Origin of the sequence: Pantoea agglomerans, from assembly GCF_020149765.1 — a bacterium.
Lineage (GTDB): Bacteria > Pseudomonadota > Gammaproteobacteria > Enterobacterales > Enterobacteriaceae > Pantoea > Pantoea alvi.
Map to the genome: position 1 here is coordinate 3,889,620 of NZ_CP083809.1, position 17,953 is coordinate 3,907,572.

General features: G+C 62.2%; 9 protein-coding genes and 1 pseudogene. 3 read left to right on the forward strand and 7 right to left on the reverse strand.

What is annotated here, in order from left to right; genetic code table 11:
• Nucleotides 1–201: 201 nt before the first annotated feature.
• From LB453_RS21255 to bcsR, 7 genes and pseudogenes are all read right to left on the reverse strand, one after another.
• Nucleotides 202–1,488: a dicarboxylate/amino acid:cation symporter gene (locus LB453_RS21255; protein WP_103797426.1), complete on the reverse strand. Its 1,287-nt coding sequence runs from the start codon at nt 1,486–1,488 to the stop codon at nt 202–204.
• Nucleotides 1,489–1,747: 259 nt separating this feature from the next.
• Nucleotides 1,748–3,775: a biofilm formation regulator HmsP gene (gene hmsP / locus LB453_RS21260; protein WP_199187368.1), complete on the reverse strand. Its 2,028-nt coding sequence runs from the start codon at nt 3,773–3,775 to the stop codon at nt 1,748–1,750.
• A gap of 115 nt (nt 3,776–3,890) precedes the next feature.
• Nucleotides 3,891–7,361, reverse strand: coding sequence for a cellulose synthase complex outer membrane protein BcsC (bcsC, locus tag LB453_RS21265; RefSeq protein ID WP_103797425.1), 3,471 nt, complete (start codon nt 7,359–7,361; stop codon nt 3,891–3,893).
• On the reverse strand, nt 7,354–9,645 hold the full coding sequence (gene bcsB / locus LB453_RS21270; protein ID WP_224481569.1) for a cellulose biosynthesis cyclic di-GMP-binding regulatory protein BcsB: 2,292 nt from the start codon (nt 9,643–9,645) through the stop codon (nt 7,354–7,356). The genes bcsC and bcsB overlap by 8 nt, the downstream gene beginning before the upstream one ends.
• 4 nt (nt 9,646–9,649) lie before the next feature.
• A pseudogene (gene bcsA, locus LB453_RS21275) lies at nt 9,650–12,272 on the reverse strand (UDP-forming cellulose synthase catalytic subunit).
• Nucleotides 12,269–13,000: a cellulose biosynthesis protein BcsQ gene (bcsQ, locus tag LB453_RS21280; protein ID WP_224481570.1), complete on the reverse strand. Its 732-nt coding sequence runs from the start codon at nt 12,998–13,000 to the stop codon at nt 12,269–12,271. Before bcsQ ends, bcsA begins: the two are co-directional and overlap by 4 nt.
• On the reverse strand, nt 13,000–13,197 hold the full coding sequence (gene bcsR / locus LB453_RS21285) for a cellulose biosynthesis protein BcsR (protein WP_033754498.1): 198 nt from the start codon (nt 13,195–13,197) through the stop codon (nt 13,000–13,002). The genes bcsQ and bcsR overlap by 1 nt, the downstream gene beginning before the upstream one ends.
• A gap of 197 nt (nt 13,198–13,394) precedes the next feature.
• Here bcsR and bcsE point away from each other — a divergent pair, with 197 nt between their 5' ends.
• Genes bcsE through bcsG form a run of 3 tightly spaced genes read left to right on the forward strand, consistent with a single transcriptional unit; the run spans nt 13,395 to nt 16,788 of the window.
• A complete protein-coding gene (gene bcsE, locus LB453_RS21290; RefSeq protein ID WP_103797240.1) occupies nt 13,395–14,933 on the forward strand; it encodes a cellulose biosynthesis protein BcsE in 1,539 nt (512 codons plus the stop codon).
• The gene (gene bcsF / locus LB453_RS21295; protein WP_103797241.1) at nt 14,933–15,121 is read left to right on the forward strand and encodes a cellulose biosynthesis protein BcsF; all 189 of its coding nucleotides are present in this window, start codon (nt 14,933–14,935) and stop codon (nt 15,119–15,121) included. The genes bcsE and bcsF overlap by 1 nt, the downstream gene beginning before the upstream one ends.
• On the forward strand, nt 15,121–16,788 hold the full coding sequence (gene bcsG, locus LB453_RS21300) for a cellulose biosynthesis protein BcsG (protein ID WP_103797242.1): 1,668 nt from the start codon (nt 15,121–15,123) through the stop codon (nt 16,786–16,788). Before bcsF ends, bcsG begins: the two co-directional genes overlap by 1 nt.
• Nucleotides 16,789–17,953: the final 1,165 nt, after the last annotated feature.

A 17,953-nucleotide genomic window follows, 5' to 3' on the forward strand; every position in this document is an offset into this window, starting at 1 on the left:
CGCCGTTGTAATACGCGGTGAGTTTTTCTCGTTTTAGCCGCGTCGTTTTTCGACAACAGAGTCTTTGACCACGTGAAGGCCAGGAAGTCGCGCAACGAAGTGAAAAACCATGAAAAAAATAAGTGGGCATTATTATGCAAATGCCCGCTGTCAGGGCAAGCGACAGCGGGCATTTAGAGGGATTTTGCTGTAAAGCTGTACTTATGCAGAGGTTTCCGGCAGTTTTTTCGCTTTTGCGTCGCCAGAAAGCGTCGCCTTCAGCTGATGTTCATCGAGCTGGCCAACCCACTTCGCCACCACCACCGTCGCCACGCCGTTGCCGATCAGATTGGTCAGCGCGCGCGCTTCGGACATAAAGCGGTCGATGCCGAGGATCAGCGCCAGACCCGCCACCGGCAGATGCCCCACCGCCGACAGCGTCGCCGCCAGCACGATAAAGCCGCTGCCGGTCACGCCCGCCGCGCCCTTCGAAGAGAGCAGCAGCACCACCAGCAGGGTAATCTGATGGAAAATGTCCATATGCGCGTTGGTGGCCTGGGCGATAAACACCGCCGCCATGGTCAGGTAAATCGAGGTGCCGTCGAGGTTGAAGGAGTAGCCGGTCGGGATCACCAGCCCCACCACCGATTTCTTACAGCCCAGCTTCTCCATCTTATCCAGCATGCGCGGCAGCGCGGACTCAGAGGAAGAGGTGCCGAGCACAATCAGCAGCTCCTCTTTGATATAGGCGACGAAGCGGAAGATATTGAAGCCGGCGACGCGTGCGATAAGCCCCAGCACCACCACCACGAACAGCGCACAGGTGATATAGAAGCAGACGATCAGCTGGCCGAGCTGCACCAGTGAGCCGACGCCATATTTACCGATGGTGAAGGCCATTGCGCCGAACGCGCCGATAGGGGCGAGGCGCATAATCATATTGATAATGCCGAAGATAACCTTCGAAAAGCTCTCGATAACGTTGAAGATCAGCGTGCCGGAGCTGCCGAGACGATGCAGCGCAAAGCCGAACAGGATCGCGAACAGCAGCACCTGCAGAATGTTGCCGCTGGCGAAGGCGCCGATAACGCTGCCAGGGATAACGTCCAGCAGGAAGGGAACAATGCCCTGCTGCTCCGCCTGCTGGGCATAGACCGCGATCGCCTTGGTATCCAGCGTCGCCGGGTCGATGTTCATGCCAGCGCCGGGCTGAATCACGTTAACCACCACCAGGCCGATAATCAGGGCGATGGTGCTGACGATTTCAAAATAGAGCAGCGCGACCGCACCGGTACGCCCCACCGCTTTCATGCTCTCCATGCCGGCGATCCCGGTCACGACCGTACAGAAAATCACGGGCGCGATGATCATCTTGATCAGCTTAACGAAGCCATCGCCAAGCGGCTTCATTTGCGTGCCTAACTCTGGATAGAAATGGCCTAACAGAACGCCGATGCCGATGGCTAACAGCACCTGAAAATAGAGGCTTTTAAACAGTGAGGTTTTCATAAAAGGTGTCCACTACAACAGGGTTGTGAGGTTGTCGTTTTATTGTGTCCGCAAGCAGCGCACGCCCCGGCGCTGGCGGTTGGCAAAAAATAACACCCTGTTAACGGGATTAATACAGGCTTACAAAGGCCGAGGGTTTTCTGGAAACGCAACTATGAACTGAAACGCTTCAGCACGACCTTTTGTAACTAAAAAACGCGCAAAATCAACGAATCAGGCAGCAACTCCCGCCGGGCGCGCCTGTTGAGAAAGGGTGCAATTAATCATCGGCGGCGGGCGAGTTCTGGCTGGAGGCGAGCGCCGGCAGCCAGGTTTGCGTAAAGCGTTCCAGCGACAGCGCTTCGGCATAGAGATAGCCCTGGCCGATATGGATGCCGCGCGCCAGCAGCCAGTCGCGCTGCTCGGCGGTCTCTACGCCTTCGGCGATAACGTCGAGATCGATAATCTCGGCGATGGCCGCCACGATGCGCACCATGGTGTCGTCATCCGGCAGCGCGGCGACGAAGCTGCGATCCATCTTCAGCTTATTGACCGGCAGCGACTTGAACTGATGCAGGTAGTTGAGATTGGAGTAGCCCATGCCGAAGTCGTCCAGCGCCACCGCGACGCCCACCGTCTGCAGCGAACGCAGCAGCGCCATCGCCACTTCGGCATCGCCGATCTGCGCGGTTTCGGTAATCTCCAGCACAAAGCTGCCGGGCGCGATCTGATGGCGCTGCAGCAGGCCCTGCAGGTGATGCACCATGCTGGCGTCGCGCAGCTGCACGGCGGAGATATTAACGCTAAGCGGGATAAGTATGCCGTGCTTCTGCCAGCCGGCGAGAATGCGGCACGCCTCTTCAAACACCCAGCGCCCGATGGCGGCGATGACGCCAATCTCCTCCGCGCTGGCGATAAACTCCTCCGTCAGGCCGTAGCTGCCGTCCGGCATGCGCATGCGAAGCAGCGCCTCGGCGCCAACCAGCTCGCCGGTTTGCATATCGATCTGCGGCTGCAGGAACAGCCGGAACTGCTCATCCTGTAGCCCCTGCAGAATGTCATGCTCCTGCGTCAGGCGCTTTTGCGCGCGCTCGGTCAGCGCGGCGTCAAAGAAGAGGATCTGGTTTTTGCCTAAATGGCGCGCCGACATCATCGCCGACGTGGCGCGATCGAGCTGCTCATTGGCGGAGAGGCGTTCTTCATCATAGAGCGCCAGCCCGATACTGGCGTTGGGCCGCAGCTGCAGCTGGTGCAGCGTTACCGGCTGGTTCAGGCGGATCATCAGATTGCGCGCCAGCCGCATGGCGCGAAACGGCGTCCCGGCGCGTTTCATCAGCAGCGCGAAGTCGCTCGGCCCGGTCTGCGCCAGCAGAGTATGGTCGTCAACGGTGCTGCGGATCTTCTCCACCAGCGTCAGCATCAGGGTGTCGCGCTGCTCGTCGCTCAGCACGCCGTTGGCTTCCTGCAGCGTTTCGATGCGGATCACCATCAGCCCGAAGCCTTTGCTGTGGCTGCGGGTATGCTGGTCGAGCAGCGCCAGAAAGAGCGCGCGGTTGGGCAGATCGGTGACGGCATAATGGGTGGTCAGCCGGCTCATCTCGTCATGCACCGACTCCAGCACCTGCTGGTTGCGGTTATAGCTGCGGATCAGCATGCCGATCTCATCGTCGCGATGGCTGGCGGGCAGCGTCAGCTTGTGGGTCAGGATCGCCTGCGGCGGCAGCTCCTGCAGCTCGCGCGAGATGCTGCGCAGCGGATGCACCACCAGCCGGTTAATGCACCAGCTGATCGCTACCGACAGGATCAGCGCCAGCAGCAGATAGGTGGTGACCATGGTAGAGACGGTGCTGAGGATGAACTGGTAAACGCGCGTCGAATTGGCCTGCAGCACCAGATAGGCGAGCGGCTTAGGCGACCCGCTGCTCTCAACCGAATAGAGCGGCAGGGTGATCTGCACCGGCAGCTCAAACAGGCGGGCAATCAGCAGCGGGATCGGCTTTTCGTTTTCAAAACTGGCGTGCAGCGCCTGAAAAGCGTTGGGCAGCACCACGTCGGCGCGCGACAGGACGCCAGCGGGCTTAAGGGTCTGCAGGATGTGCTCGGCCTGGGCGATATCCGCCTTTAATACCGCCTCGGAGAGCGGCTGGCGCACCGTATGGGCGATATTCTCCATCTGCTGGGCGTAGTCGATCCTGCGCTGCTGCACAAAATGGAAGAGTTGAATAACGATAAAGACAGAGACGGTAATCAGCGCCACCGCGGAAACCGTCGCCATCTGCTTTATCGTAAGTGAACGGCTGACGCGCAAAATCTTCTCCAGGCTAAAAAGCACTGCTATCAGACAGGAAAGTGCGCAGCAAGTATATCCTGGAACTCACTTTTTTTACTGCCTGTCAGAGTCCGAGTTTTGCGCGGCCCAGCGATTATTTGAAATCGGCGTAAGGCGTAAGCGGCTGCGGCGGCATATCGAGATCGCCATCCCAGCCGGCGGCGGAGTAGCGCACATAGAGCAGCCCGTGGCTCGGGGTATAGTCCTTCGCCTGCTGAATATCCACCCCAGCGCCGATAAACCAGTGCGGCGTGACGCGTCGCTCGATGACGGCCTGTAAAGTATAGCCGACACCGCCCCCGCTGCTGCTCGCCGAAGAGGGATTGCTCGCCAGCGTAAAGCCGGGATTAACCGGATAGCGCTGCTGCGCGTCGGTTTTCGAATGCGACCAGGAGACCGAGCCGCCGAGGTCAAACGACCAGTTCCCGGTGCGCTGCCGCCAGGTGACCGGCACGGAAAAGGAGAGATAGGATTGCGGGCTGTAGTACCCCCCCTGGCCGAAGGTATAGTCGCTGAGATCCTTCTGGTAATGCCAGAGCATGGTGTTAAGACCCACCGTGGCGCGGCGGTTATCGCTATTGATCAGCTTGTAGTAATAGCCCGCCATCAGGCGTTCGCGGCTGTTGTCCGCCACGTTCTCGCCGGTGATCTGATGGGCGCTGATATCGGCCCAGACGCCGTGTGCGCCGCCGCGATCGTAGCTCAGCCCAACGCTGCCGCCGGTCGCCACCACCCCGCCCCAGGTTTTGCCGCCGTTGGCCGCCGGATCGCGCGCGCCCGCATAGGCGAGCAGCGAGCTGGAGATGGGGCGTCTTGAGGCGGTAAGCGTTACGCCCACCTCTTTCACGTCGGTTTTCCAGCTGACGCCGCCGACCCAGTTGGTTACCTCGAAGCCGAGCGGCGTCGTGCCGAGATCCGCTGACCAGACCTCATTGCTCCAGCCGACGCCCAGCGCGGTGCCTTCGTCGCGCTGGCTGGCGTAGCGGCTGCAGCCGCCTGAGTTGGCGTCGTCGCAGCTGCCGAAGGTCTCGTCAAAGGTGCCGTTGGTGCTAGAGAAGGTGCCCGCCGAGATCTGAACGCGATCGAGCCGCAGGAAGCCGCGGCCGTCAGCAAGGGGCGTCTCCGCCTGCAGCATGGTGGTATGGGCGCTAAAATCGGAGACGCCGGCGGTGCCCTTGTTGCGCGAATAGTCCTGCTCCAGCATCAGCGTGGTGTCCTGCTGGCGATAGAGATCGGCGGTGTCGCTGCGGATGCTGCGCTTCAGCCAGTCATCCTGCGGGTTATTGCGCGTCAGGCGGCTGACATTATCGCCGTCGCCGATGCCGCTGGCGGCCATCGCCTGCCGATAGTCGGCCAGCGCGGCGTCAGGCTGCTGCTGCGCGCGCTCAAGCCGCGCCGCATCGCGGTAGACCAGTGCTTTGTCCTGCGAGGGTGGCTGCGCCGCGGCGCGCTGCTTCAGGCCCGCGAACTGCGCGGCGGCCTGGGTGGTGTCGCCCACCGCCTGCCACGCCAGCGCCACGCGGCGATCGGCGTTCAGGCTCGCCTGCGCGGGCGGCAGCGCCTTCAGCGCCGCGCGCGCCTCGCTGCTGCGCTGCAGCGCCACCAGCGCTTCGATACGCCCGAGCGAGGCATCGCCGTTGGCAGGCTCCCGCTCAAGCACCTGCTGATACATCGCCAGCGCCTGCTGCGCGTCGCCGCGCGCCAGCGCCCAGTCGGCCAGCGTCAGATCGCGGCGGTTCGAGGCGGGCTGCTGACGCAGCAGTGCGATGGCGTCGCTCTCCTGCCCTGCCGCGCGCAGCGCCTCAGCGCGCGCAAACAGCTTATTCTGCGTCAGGCGTTCCGCCAGCTCGCGCATATTGCTGCTCCACTGCGCTTCCGGCAGGCGGCGCAGCGTCGCCAGCGCCGCCTCGTCATTATCGGTGCCGGAGAGATAGAGCGCCGACGCATAAAGCGCGGTCGCATCCCGCGGATGCTGCTGCTGCAGCGTCGCGATCACAGCATCCGCCTGCTGCGGCGCCCCGCCGTTGCGCAGCGCGCCAGCCAGCCGGTAGCTGAGCCAGACGTCATCCGGCGATAAGGCCTGCGCCTGGCGATATTTCTCCGCCGCCGCTTGCCAGCGGCTCTGCTGTGCCAGCGCGTCAGCCTCGGCGCGCAGGCTGTCGCTGCGCAGGGCGCGCAGCGTGTCGGCCAGCGCGCGCTGCTGCGCGGCGGGCAGACCGTTAATAAAGGCCATCGCGCGCGCCGGCGACTGGGTCTGATAGAGCCCCGCCAGGCGACGAACCGCGGTGGTGTTGCTGGCGTCGAGCTGCAGCGCACGCTGGAAGAGCTGTTCGGCGCCCGGCGCGTTATTGCGCGCCAGCGCCACATCGCCAAGGCCAATCAGGGCGTAGCTGTCGCTGCTATCCAGCGTCTGCGCCTCGCGATAGAAGCGTTCTGCGCCGTCGATATCGCGCTGCGCCAGCGCTTTGTCACCCTGGTCGATCGCCAGCCAGTAGCGGTTGGTCTGCAGCAGCGACTGCCACTTGCCCACCTGGGTGCTCTGCTGACCGGCCTGAATCGCGCGCTCCAGCCAGAGAACGGCGGCGGCGCGGTTGTTGGCGCGCGCCTGCGCCTGGCCCATGGCGCCCATCAGGTCTGCGTCGTTGGGGTTCGCCTTCAGGGCGACGTTCAGCGCCGGGATAGCCTCGGCTCCGCCGCCCGCGTCCACCAGCCCCAGGCCGCGCATACGCTCGCGATAGGCGGGATCGGCGAGCAGCGCCTGCTGCTTCGCCAGCGCCTCCTGCCCCTGTTGCTGCGCGTCGCCGTCGGTAAAGATGGTCAGATAGGTTTTCAGCTGCGCCACGCTGCTGTCGCTCACCGGCTGGCTGTTGATCTGCTGCAGCCAGAGATCTGCCGCGGCGTCGCGACCGGCACTGCTCTTCGCCAGCTGCTTTATCTGCTCGACCGCCTGGGTCGGCTGCTGGCGATCGAACGCCATGCGCGCGAGCTGCAGCTCGACGCCGATATTGCCGGGATAGCGCTGCTCCAGCTTTTGCAGCTGCTGCCAGGCAGCCTCCTCCTGGCCGGGAATGCGCGCCGCCAGCCGCCAGTATTCCAGTGCGGTGTTCGCATCGGGGAAGACGCCGTTAAACAGCGCGTCATAGGCGCTTTTCGCCTCCGCAAGACGGCCGGAGGTGGCGAGCAGGCGCGCCTGCTGCAGCTTCTGCCGACCCTCAGAGGAGACCAGCGCCATGCCAACGGCCGACTCGCGCGTTGCCGCCGAATCGGGTGCCACCTTTTTCAGCTGCGTCAGCAGCGTCTGCGCGGCAGCGATATCGCCCTGATGCAGCGCCAGACGCAGACGCGCCGCCAGCACCTGCGGATTATCGGGATCGATCTTCTCCAGCCGGTAGAGCGCCTGCTGCACCAGATCGTATTTACTGGTCGATTCGCCGGTGCGGACCTGCGTCAGCAGCCACTCCACCGGCGAGACTTCCGGTCTGGCGTCGGGCGCGGCCAGACCCGGCAGCGCGCCCAGCACGCCGCTCAGCAACAGACTCGCCCGCAGCGCGCTCGATTTATTCATCTTCATCGTCAAGCAGACGGCGGCGCGTAATGATGCGCATCAGGCGCCAGGTCATCAGCGCAAACAGCACCACGACAAAGACCGCACAGAGCGCCAGCCAGAACGGATGGGTCGACAGCATCGTCCACAGGCGCTCCCACCAGGGGAGATGGCCGACGAAATAGTTGTCGCCGACGCGCAGGCTGTTAACGCCCGACTCGCGGATAATGGCGGCAGAGCCGAAAATCGCGGCGCGCTTGCCGCTGTCGGTCAGCGCGTCGTTCAGCAGCTGCCAGGCGCGCGGGCTGCCGTCCGACAGCAGCGCCACCACGCTGCGCTGATCGTTAAACGGCGACTGGAAGCCGATCACCGTCGCCAGCGGGCCGCGAGAGCCGATGGTGGTGGTGCTTTCTACCGCGCGATCGCCGTCGCTGACGCTGCCGACATCGGTGGCCGCCTGACGCGTCGGCGAATTTATCCAGCTGGCGGCGGCGTCGACCAGCGCACCGATCCGGCGGTCATCCTGAAGATCTTTCGGGATATCGCCGATCATCAGCAGATCGGCGTCCTGCGACTTCGCCTTGCTCCAGTCATCGCTAAACTGCACCCGCAGCGCCGGATAGCCGGTCTGCGCGCCAATATTGCCCAGCGCATTCAGCATCGTGCCGACCTGCTGCGCGTCAGGTTTCGGCTGCACCAGCACCAGCGTTTGCGCCAGATCGGCGTAGCGCGTAAAGGGGAAACCCGCGCCCGCGAACGCGCGCAGCGAAGGCATCTCGATATAGTGACGGTAGCCGGAGAAATCGACGCTGGAGCTGTCGTCCACCACCACGTGATGGCTGACCGGCGTAACGTTCTCACAGCGTCCGTCGGCGGTGCCGCTGATAATGGTGTTGGCGTAGTCGAAGTCGAAACGCAGCTGGTTTACCACGCCGAGGCGCAGCGCCGGGATGGTCAGCTGGCGGTTGTTGTCCTGCAGCCCCTGGATCAGCGGAATGCGCAGCAGCTGCTGGCCGGCGGTATTTTTCGGCGGCAGCGGATAATCCTGGATGAACTGGTTGTTCAGGTGTACCGCCAGGCGCGAACCGTCCGCCTGGAACGGCGCGGTATAGCGATAGCTCAGATCCATATCGATGCCGCGCGCGCGCACCAGGAAGAGATCGGGCGGCAGATTGAGCGTCAGGCCGATGGGATTGGGCTGCATACCGTCGGACTGCAGCTGGTTCTCATACTGCGTCAGCTCGGCAAAGGTGGTGCGACGGTCGGTTCGCACCCAGTTCGGCGCGTCATAGGCTTTGCGCGGCGCCAGCAGTTTTACGCTGTCGATGGTTGAGATGTCGCCGCGCAGCAGCAGCTCGCCCTGGGCGATGCCCTGCACCGCCGTGAGCAGATCCTCATCGTTGCGCCCCAGAATCAGCAGCATTTTTTCATAGGGATTGTCGGGCTGGCTGACGATTTCCACCGTGGGCTTGCTCACCGGCGGCAGATCTTTCAAAAAGTCCGGGCGGGCGTCGTTGGTGGCGAACACCACGGCGTGCTGCTGCTGCGGCAGCTGGTTGTAGAGCACCGGAAAGTGCTGGCCACGCCACGCGGCTTTGCTGCCGAACCAGGAGGCGAGTATCCCGGCGGCGCGCTGCTGCGTTACGTCCGGCTGCGCGGCGAAAACAACCGGCAGCGTCAGCGGCCGCTTGTCGCGCGCGTCGAAAAAGGGCTCAGGAAAGTGCGACAGATCGTTTTTCAGCGGCAGCTTTTGCAGCGTCAAATCGATACCGCTCTCTTTGCCGATATCGAACCAGATGGTGCTGCTGGCCGGATTTTCACAGATGTTGGTGTAGTGGCCCACCAGCTCAAAGCGCACGCGGTTGAAGTCGCTGATAAAGCGGGGATCGATCGCCAGCTGGGTCTGGTTCTCTTTGCCGAGCTGGTCCGGCGTAACGGTAATCAGGCCGATCAGCTCGTCGTTAAGATAGACCTTGAGCTGCGACAGCGTCGGCAGCAGCGCGGGCGAGGGACGATAGCTGAGATTCAGCAGCGCGCGCGTGACCACCTCGTCGCTGCGCACGCCGAACTCAATCTGTCCGTCCGGCTGCGTGCCGCTCAGCGTCATGCTGCCCGGCGGCGGTGCCAGACTGGTAAAGTCGAGCCGGCTGTCGCGCAGCGGCGCGCCGGAATCCTGCGGCGCGACCTGTACTGGCGCCGGCTCGGCGGGATTCGCCGTTACGGCGTCCTGCGCGGCGGCGCAGCTTAGCGTTGCGGAGCCCAGCAGCAGGGCGGTAAACCAACCGTTTACTCTCGTCATCGTCATATCATCAACTCAATACGTTTTTTGAAGCGGACGTCCGTCCGATGCCCTGCGGCAACAGCGAGGCCAGCCAGCTCACCCCAGCGGTAAGCAGGTTAAACAACCGACGTAACTGCGGCGGACCATATTCCGCCAGGCGCAGATAGCCCTTAAAGCCGAGGATCATAATATCGGCGAGGCTCTGCACCGGTTTATCTTCCGGGAAACCGTCCTGCCACAGCGCCCAGGTATCGGCGCGGGCGAAGGTACACTGGATAAATTCGATATGCTGCTGGGTGGTCAGCTGATGCAGACGAATACCGGCGCGCAGGCCGAAGACGCGCTGCACGCGGCAGGGAAAGCTGAACTCCTGCTGACCGCGGCGCAGCAGCAGCCAGACTTTTTCATCTTCCTTCAGCGCATTCGCCTCGCGCAGCTCGACGCCCACGCCGCCGTCGGAGTAGTCGCGCAGCGTGCAGGGCAGCATATGGCCATCTTCGCGCGCGATAGCGGCGGGCATGGCGATCTCCACGCGGTGCGCCTCGCGGATTTGCCGCGCTTCGACGGAAACCGCCACCGCGCCACCGAGGATCACCATGTTGTAGATCACCCACACCAGGCTCACCCAGACCGTCAGCACCTCATTGGCCGGACCGTAGTTCATGCGCCAGAACGCCATCCCCACGCCCGCCAGGTTGAGCAGCACCAGGAACATATAGGGTTTGGTGATCACCCAGTCGAGATGGTGCTCCTCGACCAGACCGCCTTTCGCCGTCACGTTGAATTTACCTTTGTGCGGGTTGAACAGGGCGACAGTGGTCGGCCGGGCGATATACCAGGCCAGCACGGTTTCATACACCTCGCTCCAGAAAGAGTGACGCCAGCGCCCCTGAATGCGCGAGTTGGTCAGGCTGGTGTGCAGCATATGCGGCAGCACGTAGATAGCGATGGCGAGCGCGGGCGCGTAGATGATGTAGGCGTGACAGAGCAGAAACGCCAGCGGCGCCAGCAGGAAGATCAGGCGCGGAATGCCGGAGAGAAAGTGCAGCATGGCGTTGGCGTAGCAGAGGCGCTGCACCCACTTCAGTCCTTTACCGAACAGCGGGTTATCGAGGCGGAAAATCTGCACCATGCCGCGCGCCCAGCGAATACGCTGGCCGATATGCGCCGACAGGCTCTCGGTCGCCAGCCCCGCCGCCTGGGGGATGCGGATATAGGCCGAGGCGTAGCCGAGTCGGTGCAGGCGCAGCGAGGTATGCGCATCTTCAGTCACGGTTTCTACCGCAATGCCGCCGATCTCATCCAGCGCGCTGCGGCGCAGCACGGCGCAGCACGGCGCAGGAGCCGCAAAAGAAGGTGGCATCCCAGGTATCGTTGCCGTCCTGCACCAGGCCGTAAAACAGCGAGCCTTCGTTTGGCGTGCGGCGGAAGCGGCCCAGGTTGCGCTCAAAGGGATCGGGCGAGAAGAAGTGATGCGGCGTCTGCAGCATCGCCAGCTTCGGATCCTTGATAAACCAGCCGATGGTCATCTGCAGAAAGGCGCGCGTCGGCACGTGGTCGCAGTCGAAAATCGAGACAAACTCGCTGCGGCAGCGCGTTTTCAGCGCGTGGTTGATATTGCCCGCCTTGGCGTGCTCGTGGGTCGGACGCACCACATAGTTCACGCCGACGCTGGCGGCGAATTCGCGAAACTCCTCGCGGCTACCGTCGTCGAGCAGATAGATATTTAGCCGATCTTTCGGCCAGTCGATGCCCATCGCCGCGTAAATCGTCGGCTTAACCACGCTGAGCGGCTCGTTATAGGTCGGCACCAGCAGGTCGACGCTCGGCCACTGGTCGAGGGTGGTGGGCATCGAGACCGGCTGACGGTTAAGCGGCCACAGGGTCTGAAAATAGCCCAGCACCAGCACTACCCAGGCGTAGGTTTCCGCGACGATCAGCAGCAGGCCAAACACCAGGCTAAGCGGATCGTCCCAGTTCAGCGTCGATGTGTAGCGCCACCACAGATAGCGGCAGGAGACGGTCAGCGACAGCACGATCAGCATCATGGTCGGGAAGCGGCCCGGCACGCGCCGCACCAGCATCGCCAGGCTCCAGAGCAGCACCACGAAGATAAACTGCGTCAGCAGCCCGAACGGCTGGCTGATGCAGAGCAGCGCCAGCAGCGAAGCGAACAGCGCCACGCCGATAAAACCGAGGCGACGCGCCAGCGGCGAGAGCCGCTGGAGCCGCTGTTCAAGACGCGCGTCAACGTTGCCGTTCTGCACGCGGGCGGTCAGGCTGTCGAGCCACTGATAGCTGCGCTGACGCCAGCGGAACAGCGACTGAAAGCCCTTAAAGCGCTGGCGCTCGCTGCGGCCGCTCTCATCCTGCGGCAGGATAACGATCAGCCACAGCGTCTGGACCAGATAGCGCAGAATATCTAACGGGCGCGGGCGCTCCGGCGAGATATGCGGATAGAGACGACGGCGATCCTGAATAATGCGCTGCCAGCCCGGCGTCTCAAAACGCAGCAGCGCCCAGCCCAGCGCGCACCAGAACACATTCAGGCCGCTGGCGAAGCGGGACGCGCCGTGGTCACGCCCCATCGCGTAGCGCAAATGCAGCGCCTGCCAGACCGGCGCGGTCAGCAGCCAGCGCAGCGGGTTCACGGCTGTTCTCCAGTAAGATGAAGCAGCAGCCAGCTCGCCAGCGTGGTGATCTCTTCGCTGACCAGCGCATGCGGGCGATACTCCCCTACCGGCTGCTTCATCATCAGCGCTTCCGCCAGCGCTTCGTCGCGATGGATAAGCAGCGGGATAAGGTTATTCAGCGACGCGACCCACAGCTGATGCAGATCCTGCTGCAGGCGGCTGTTGGCGTTGAACTGGTTGATAAGAAAGCGCGTATGCGGCGTAAAAGCCTGCTGAAAGAGGCGCAGATGACAGTTGGCGTCGGGCGTCAGCACGCGCACCACGCCGTCGAGGCGCGCAGAGAGCGCGTCATGCCAGGGCAGCGGATCCGCAGGCAGGTCAAAAATTATCCATTGATAGCGACGCTGCAGGTCCGGCAGCGCATCAAGCAGCGGCGCGGCGATGTCCGCCTGCTGGCGCAGCAAAGTAAAATCTTTCTGATGGGTCAGCGAGCCATGCGGCAGCAGATCAGGGCCATCGGGATAGCGCAGCGCGGCCTCCTGCCAGGCATCACCGCCGAGCAGCGCCTGCATCCAGCCTTTTGCCGGTAGCGCGGGCAGATTGAAGTGAGCGCCGAGCTGGCTCGACGGGGAACCGTCAATCAGCAGCGCGCGTTCCCCCAGCGCCGTCAGCGCCCAGCCGAGCGCAGCGCTGAGCGAGGTTGCGCCCGTGCCGCCGCGTACGCCTTGCAGCGCGATCAGCGGCATTAGCGCGACCGTCCTGGCTGTTCAGCCGAGGTTTCAGCTAACAGCGGCCAGCGCGCAACAATGTTCGCCAGCCGCTCTTCGCGAGCGATGTCGATATAGCGAAAAGCCTGCAGAGAAAAGGCGTCGCGCAAGGCGCTAATATCATCCTGACGCTGGCCGTCAGACGCGACCAGAGTATAAGCATTTTCATTTTTCATTACTTTTCGCCACGGATAAAACAACTTCAGGTAAAAGGCGGTTATATTTACGCAGGCGTTAACTCGACATCGCCTGAATCGGCGCGATGATAGATCAATGCGAACCCGTCTGTCATAACGTATTTTTAAATTTCTCAGGTTGCATCCTGCCCTGTCTATAATAAGCTAGCCTGGACTGAACAAATCGCGAATTCAACATGAAAAATTCCTTTGCGCTGGGGCTGTTACAGGTTCAGCCTGAATTAACGGTATTGCAAACGCCCGGCTGTTATTGGGTAACCTGCGCGCGTCAGGAAGATGCACGCGCTTTTATCCGTCAGGCGATTCTGGCGCAGCAATCCGTCACCCTTATCAGCGCAGATGAAAAGCCGCGCGATCTTCTGACGCCGGACCCTGCGGGCGGGCCCGATCGTATCCCGCTGTTTTCATTGCCTAAAAACAAAAGCAGCCTGCTGCGTCTGGAGAGCGATTTTTCCCGTAAGCTCGGCAGTAAAAACGGGCTGGTGATTTTTAACAGCAGCGCGGCGCAGTGGGATAAACTCGACGACGCAGAGTTAACCTCGTGGATAAAGCGCATGCGGCGGGTGCTGATTAAAAAGCAGATGACGCTTTTAATGGTTACCTCCGGCGCAACAATAATTAACCTGCGCAATAATCTTCAGCGTTATTTTCGCCAGCTTGATGGCCTGGCTCATTTAGCTTTTCAACAGGATAGCTGGCAATATCGAATTAACTGGTGGTACACCACCGATCGGCTGCTCGCCGACCGCGCCATTCGTCTTGACTGCAAAGACGATCGCTTTTATGCCGTCAATGAAAATGAAAAGCAGGAGCCGCTCAGCTTAAACGACGAGCAACATTATCTTGCCGATAAAATAGTGCTGGAGGGTGCGCCGCCGCTTTCGCGTCAGTGGCAGCTGTTTGATGATAACGAACAGGTCTTTTTCCGCGCCCAGCAGGCGAGCGCCGCAACGGTGATTTTCAGCCTGACCCGCAGCGACCTGATCGGCGAGCTGGCGAAAATGGTGCACAGCCTGCGCCGCGCGCGCGGCAACGGTTTAAAAATCGTGGTGCGCGAAATGGGCACCAGCCTGCGCTACAGCGACGAACGTCTGCTGCTGGCGTGCGGCGTTAGCGCCATCGTCTCCGCCAGCGCCACCATGTCGCGTTTCCTGACCACGCTGGAGGGCCTGCAGGGCCAGGTCTTCAACCGCCGCGTGCCCGCTAACCTGGATGCGCTGACCGCCGCGCTGCAGCCGCTGCAGGAGAAAGGCTATTTGCGCCTCGACGCCTTCTGTCAGGCGGTGGGACAGCTGATCGGCAACACCCTGCTGCCGGACAATGACAAAGGTCTGCTGGTGGCGCTGCGCCCGGTGCCACAGCTGCGACCGCAGCAGATTCTGACGCTGTGCAAGCCGCGTCGCTTCGGCGATCTGGTAACGGTGCTGGACGATCGCGTCATCCTGTTTCTCTCTTCCTGCCGCTATAACGATCTCGATACGGCGCTGAAATTTATCTTTTCGCTGCCGCACGACGAGATTTTTGCTAACCGGATGGTCTGGTTTGAGGACAATCAAATTCTCGCTGAAATCAATAATATCAAGAACCTGACGCCAAATGCGCTGCAGGATATCGCGCCGCAGACTCAGCCCGCGCAGATTGCAGAGGAACCGGTTGAAACGCGCGAACGCAGCGCGCCGCAGCCGATTACATTACTGCCGGAGATGAAAAGCTGATGAACCTGATGGACTGGGTGCAGATTGCGCTGCTGGCCTTAGTTATTTTACTGTTTTTAAAGCCGTTATATCGGCAATGGCTGCCGAGCCGCTGGAACGGCATATTGAATCGCCTGCTGCCCGCGCGTGCGCTAAAGTCTGAAGGTCACTGGCAGCGTAAGTCCTCGAAAAAGGATGCAAATCATTAATGAATAACGATCAACCCACTTCTGCCCACTCTTCTCGCCTGTGGTCTTACTGGCGCGGACTGGGCGGCTGGAACTTCTACTTTCTGCTCAAGTTCGGCCTGCTGTGGTACGGCTATCTCAATTTCCACGCCCTGAGCAATCTGGTGTTCCTGGCCTGGCTGCTGTTCCCGCTGCCCTCCCCGCGTCTGCACCGCCTGCGCAGCTGGATTTCAATTCCCATCGGCTTCGGTCTGTTCTGGCATGACACCTGGCTGCCGGGACTGGAGAGCATTCTCAGTCAGGGCAACCAGGTAGCGGGTTTCTCCGGCGCTTATCTGCTCGATCTGGTTAACCGCTTTATCAACTGGCAGATGGTCGGCGCCGCCTTTGCGCTGCTGGTGCTCTATCTGTTTGTGTCGCAGTGGATCCGCGTGACGGTGCTGGTTTCGCTGATGCTGATCTGGCTTAACGTGCTGACCATCGCCGGTCCTGCGCTGTCGCTGCTGCCGACTAAATCCGCTACGCCGGAGGTGGTGCTGAATCAGACGCCCGCGGCCGGACAGAGCCCGGCGGCCAGCGCGCCGGACGGTCTCGATCAGTCGGCGCCGCCCACCAGCGCCAACCTGACCGCCTGGCTGAACCGTTTTTACGACAGCGAACGCAAGCGCGTGACCCGTTTTCCCGACAGCCTGCCTGCGGATTCGCAGCCCTTCGATATTCTGGTGGTGAATATCTGTTCGCTCGCCTGGTCGGATATCGACGTCTCGCAGCTGCGCAGCCATCCGCTGTGGCAGCACTTCGATATCGTGCTGAACAACTACAACTCCGCTACCGGCTACAGCGGTCCGGCGGGGATCCGTCTGCTGCGCGCCAGCTGCGGCCAGACGTCGCACAGCGATCTCTATAAGCCGACCGATGCGCGCTGCTATCTGTTTGATAACCTGGCGAAGCTGGGTTTCAAAGAGCAGCTGATGATGGACCACACCGGCGTGTTTGGTAACTATCTCAAAGAGCTGCGCAACGACGGCAATCTTCAGGCGCCGCTGATGTCGCAGGCAGGCATCGCGTCGGAGCTGACCTCGTTCGACGGCTCGCCGGTATATAAAGATGCGCAGCTGATGCAGCGCTGGCTGGATGACCGCAGCAAGAGCAGCGACGCGCGCAGCGCCACCTTCTATAACCTGATCCCGCTGCATGACGGCACGCGCGATCTCGGCAGCACCAAAACCGCGCCGTGGAAGCCGCGCGCGCAGCTGCTGTTCGACCAGCTCGACGCCTTCCTCACCAACCTGGAGAAGTCGGGTCGACGCGTGATGGTGCTGGTGGTGCCGGAGCACGGCGCGGCGCTGCAGGGGGACAAGATGCAGATGTCCGGCCTGCGCGATATTCCGAGTCCGAGCATTACCCATGTGCCGGTGGGCATTAAGTTTGTTGGCATGAAAGCGCCGCATCAGGGTCAGCCGCTGACTATTGATACGCCGACCAGCCTGCTGGCGATTTCCGAGCTGGTTTCCCGCGTGGTGGATGGACAGGTGTTTAACGCGCCGAATGTGAATATGTCGGTGCTGGCGGATAAGCTGCCGCAGACGCCGGTAGTGTCGGAGAATGATAATGCCGTGGTGGTGATGTATCAGGGCAAGCCCTGGATCCGGCTGAACGGCGGCGACTGGGTCGCCTATCCGCAGTAGATGAGGGTGTGAGCCTGCTGCGCAGGGGTTAGGTTCGCTGCGCGAACAGCTCTGAGCGGGTTCCGCCCGCCAGGCGGCAGGGAGTTTCAGCAGCTCCGCTGCCGGCGTGCGTGTTAAGGGGCTCGCCAGCCCCTTAACAATCCCGGCTTCCGGCAGCCTCCACGCCACGCTCCGCGCGGTCCCTTCGTTGCTTACGTCGGCCCCACGGACCGGTCGGGACAGGCCGTCCTGGCCTGGCCCTCCCTCTCGCCGACGTCCTGTCGGCTCGTCCTGGCCGCCGTGCGCGCCTCAGCGTGTCGGATGCCTCTGATACTGCCCCGCCTGTAATTTCCTTGTTTTTTATTAACGGCTGCGTTGTCTGTATGCAGGGTTCGCCCTTACAGCGATAAGGTTGCGGTTTTTATTAACGACGGTGTCGTCTGAATACATGATTCACGCTTACAGCGATAAGGTTGCGGTTGTTATTAACGGCTGTGTCGTCTGAATACATGCTTCACGCTTGCAGCGATAGGGTTGCGGTTTTATTAACGACTATGTCGTCTGTATGCAAGGTTCACGCTTTCAGCGATAAGGTCGCGCCTTTAAGAGTCAGGACGTGCAGCGGGGATTGTGGGGGCCATCGCAGCCGCTGAGCGGAGGAAGGATTTCAGGATGAGGCGACAGGACGTCGCCGAAAGCGCGGGCCAGGCCAGGACGGCCTGTCCTGCGCGGTCCGTCAGAAATCCTGACAGAGCGAAGGGACCCGCGCAGCGGGCGGGTGAGCTGGCCCGGGGCGCGGGTGCAGGGCCGGCGCCTAGCGGCCCTGCTCGGTCGCCCGCAGAGGGCGAAATGAAACTGCCCGGCTGCCGGGCGAACGAAACCTGCTCAGAGCCGCCTGCGCAGCGGCCAACCCGCAGCCGAACGAAACCCGCTCAGAGCCCCCTGCGCAGCAGCCACCCCGCCAGCCGAACGAAACCCGCTCAGAGCCGCCTGCGCAGCAGCCACCCCGCCAGCCGAACGAAACCCGCTCAGAGCCGCCTGCGCAGCAGCCAACCCGCCAGCCGAACGAAACCCGCTCAGAGCCCCCTGCGCAGCAGCCACCCCGCCAGCCGAACGAAACCCGCTCAGAGCCCCCTGCGCAGCAGCCACCCCGCCAGCCGAACAAAACCCGCTCAGAATCCGCCTG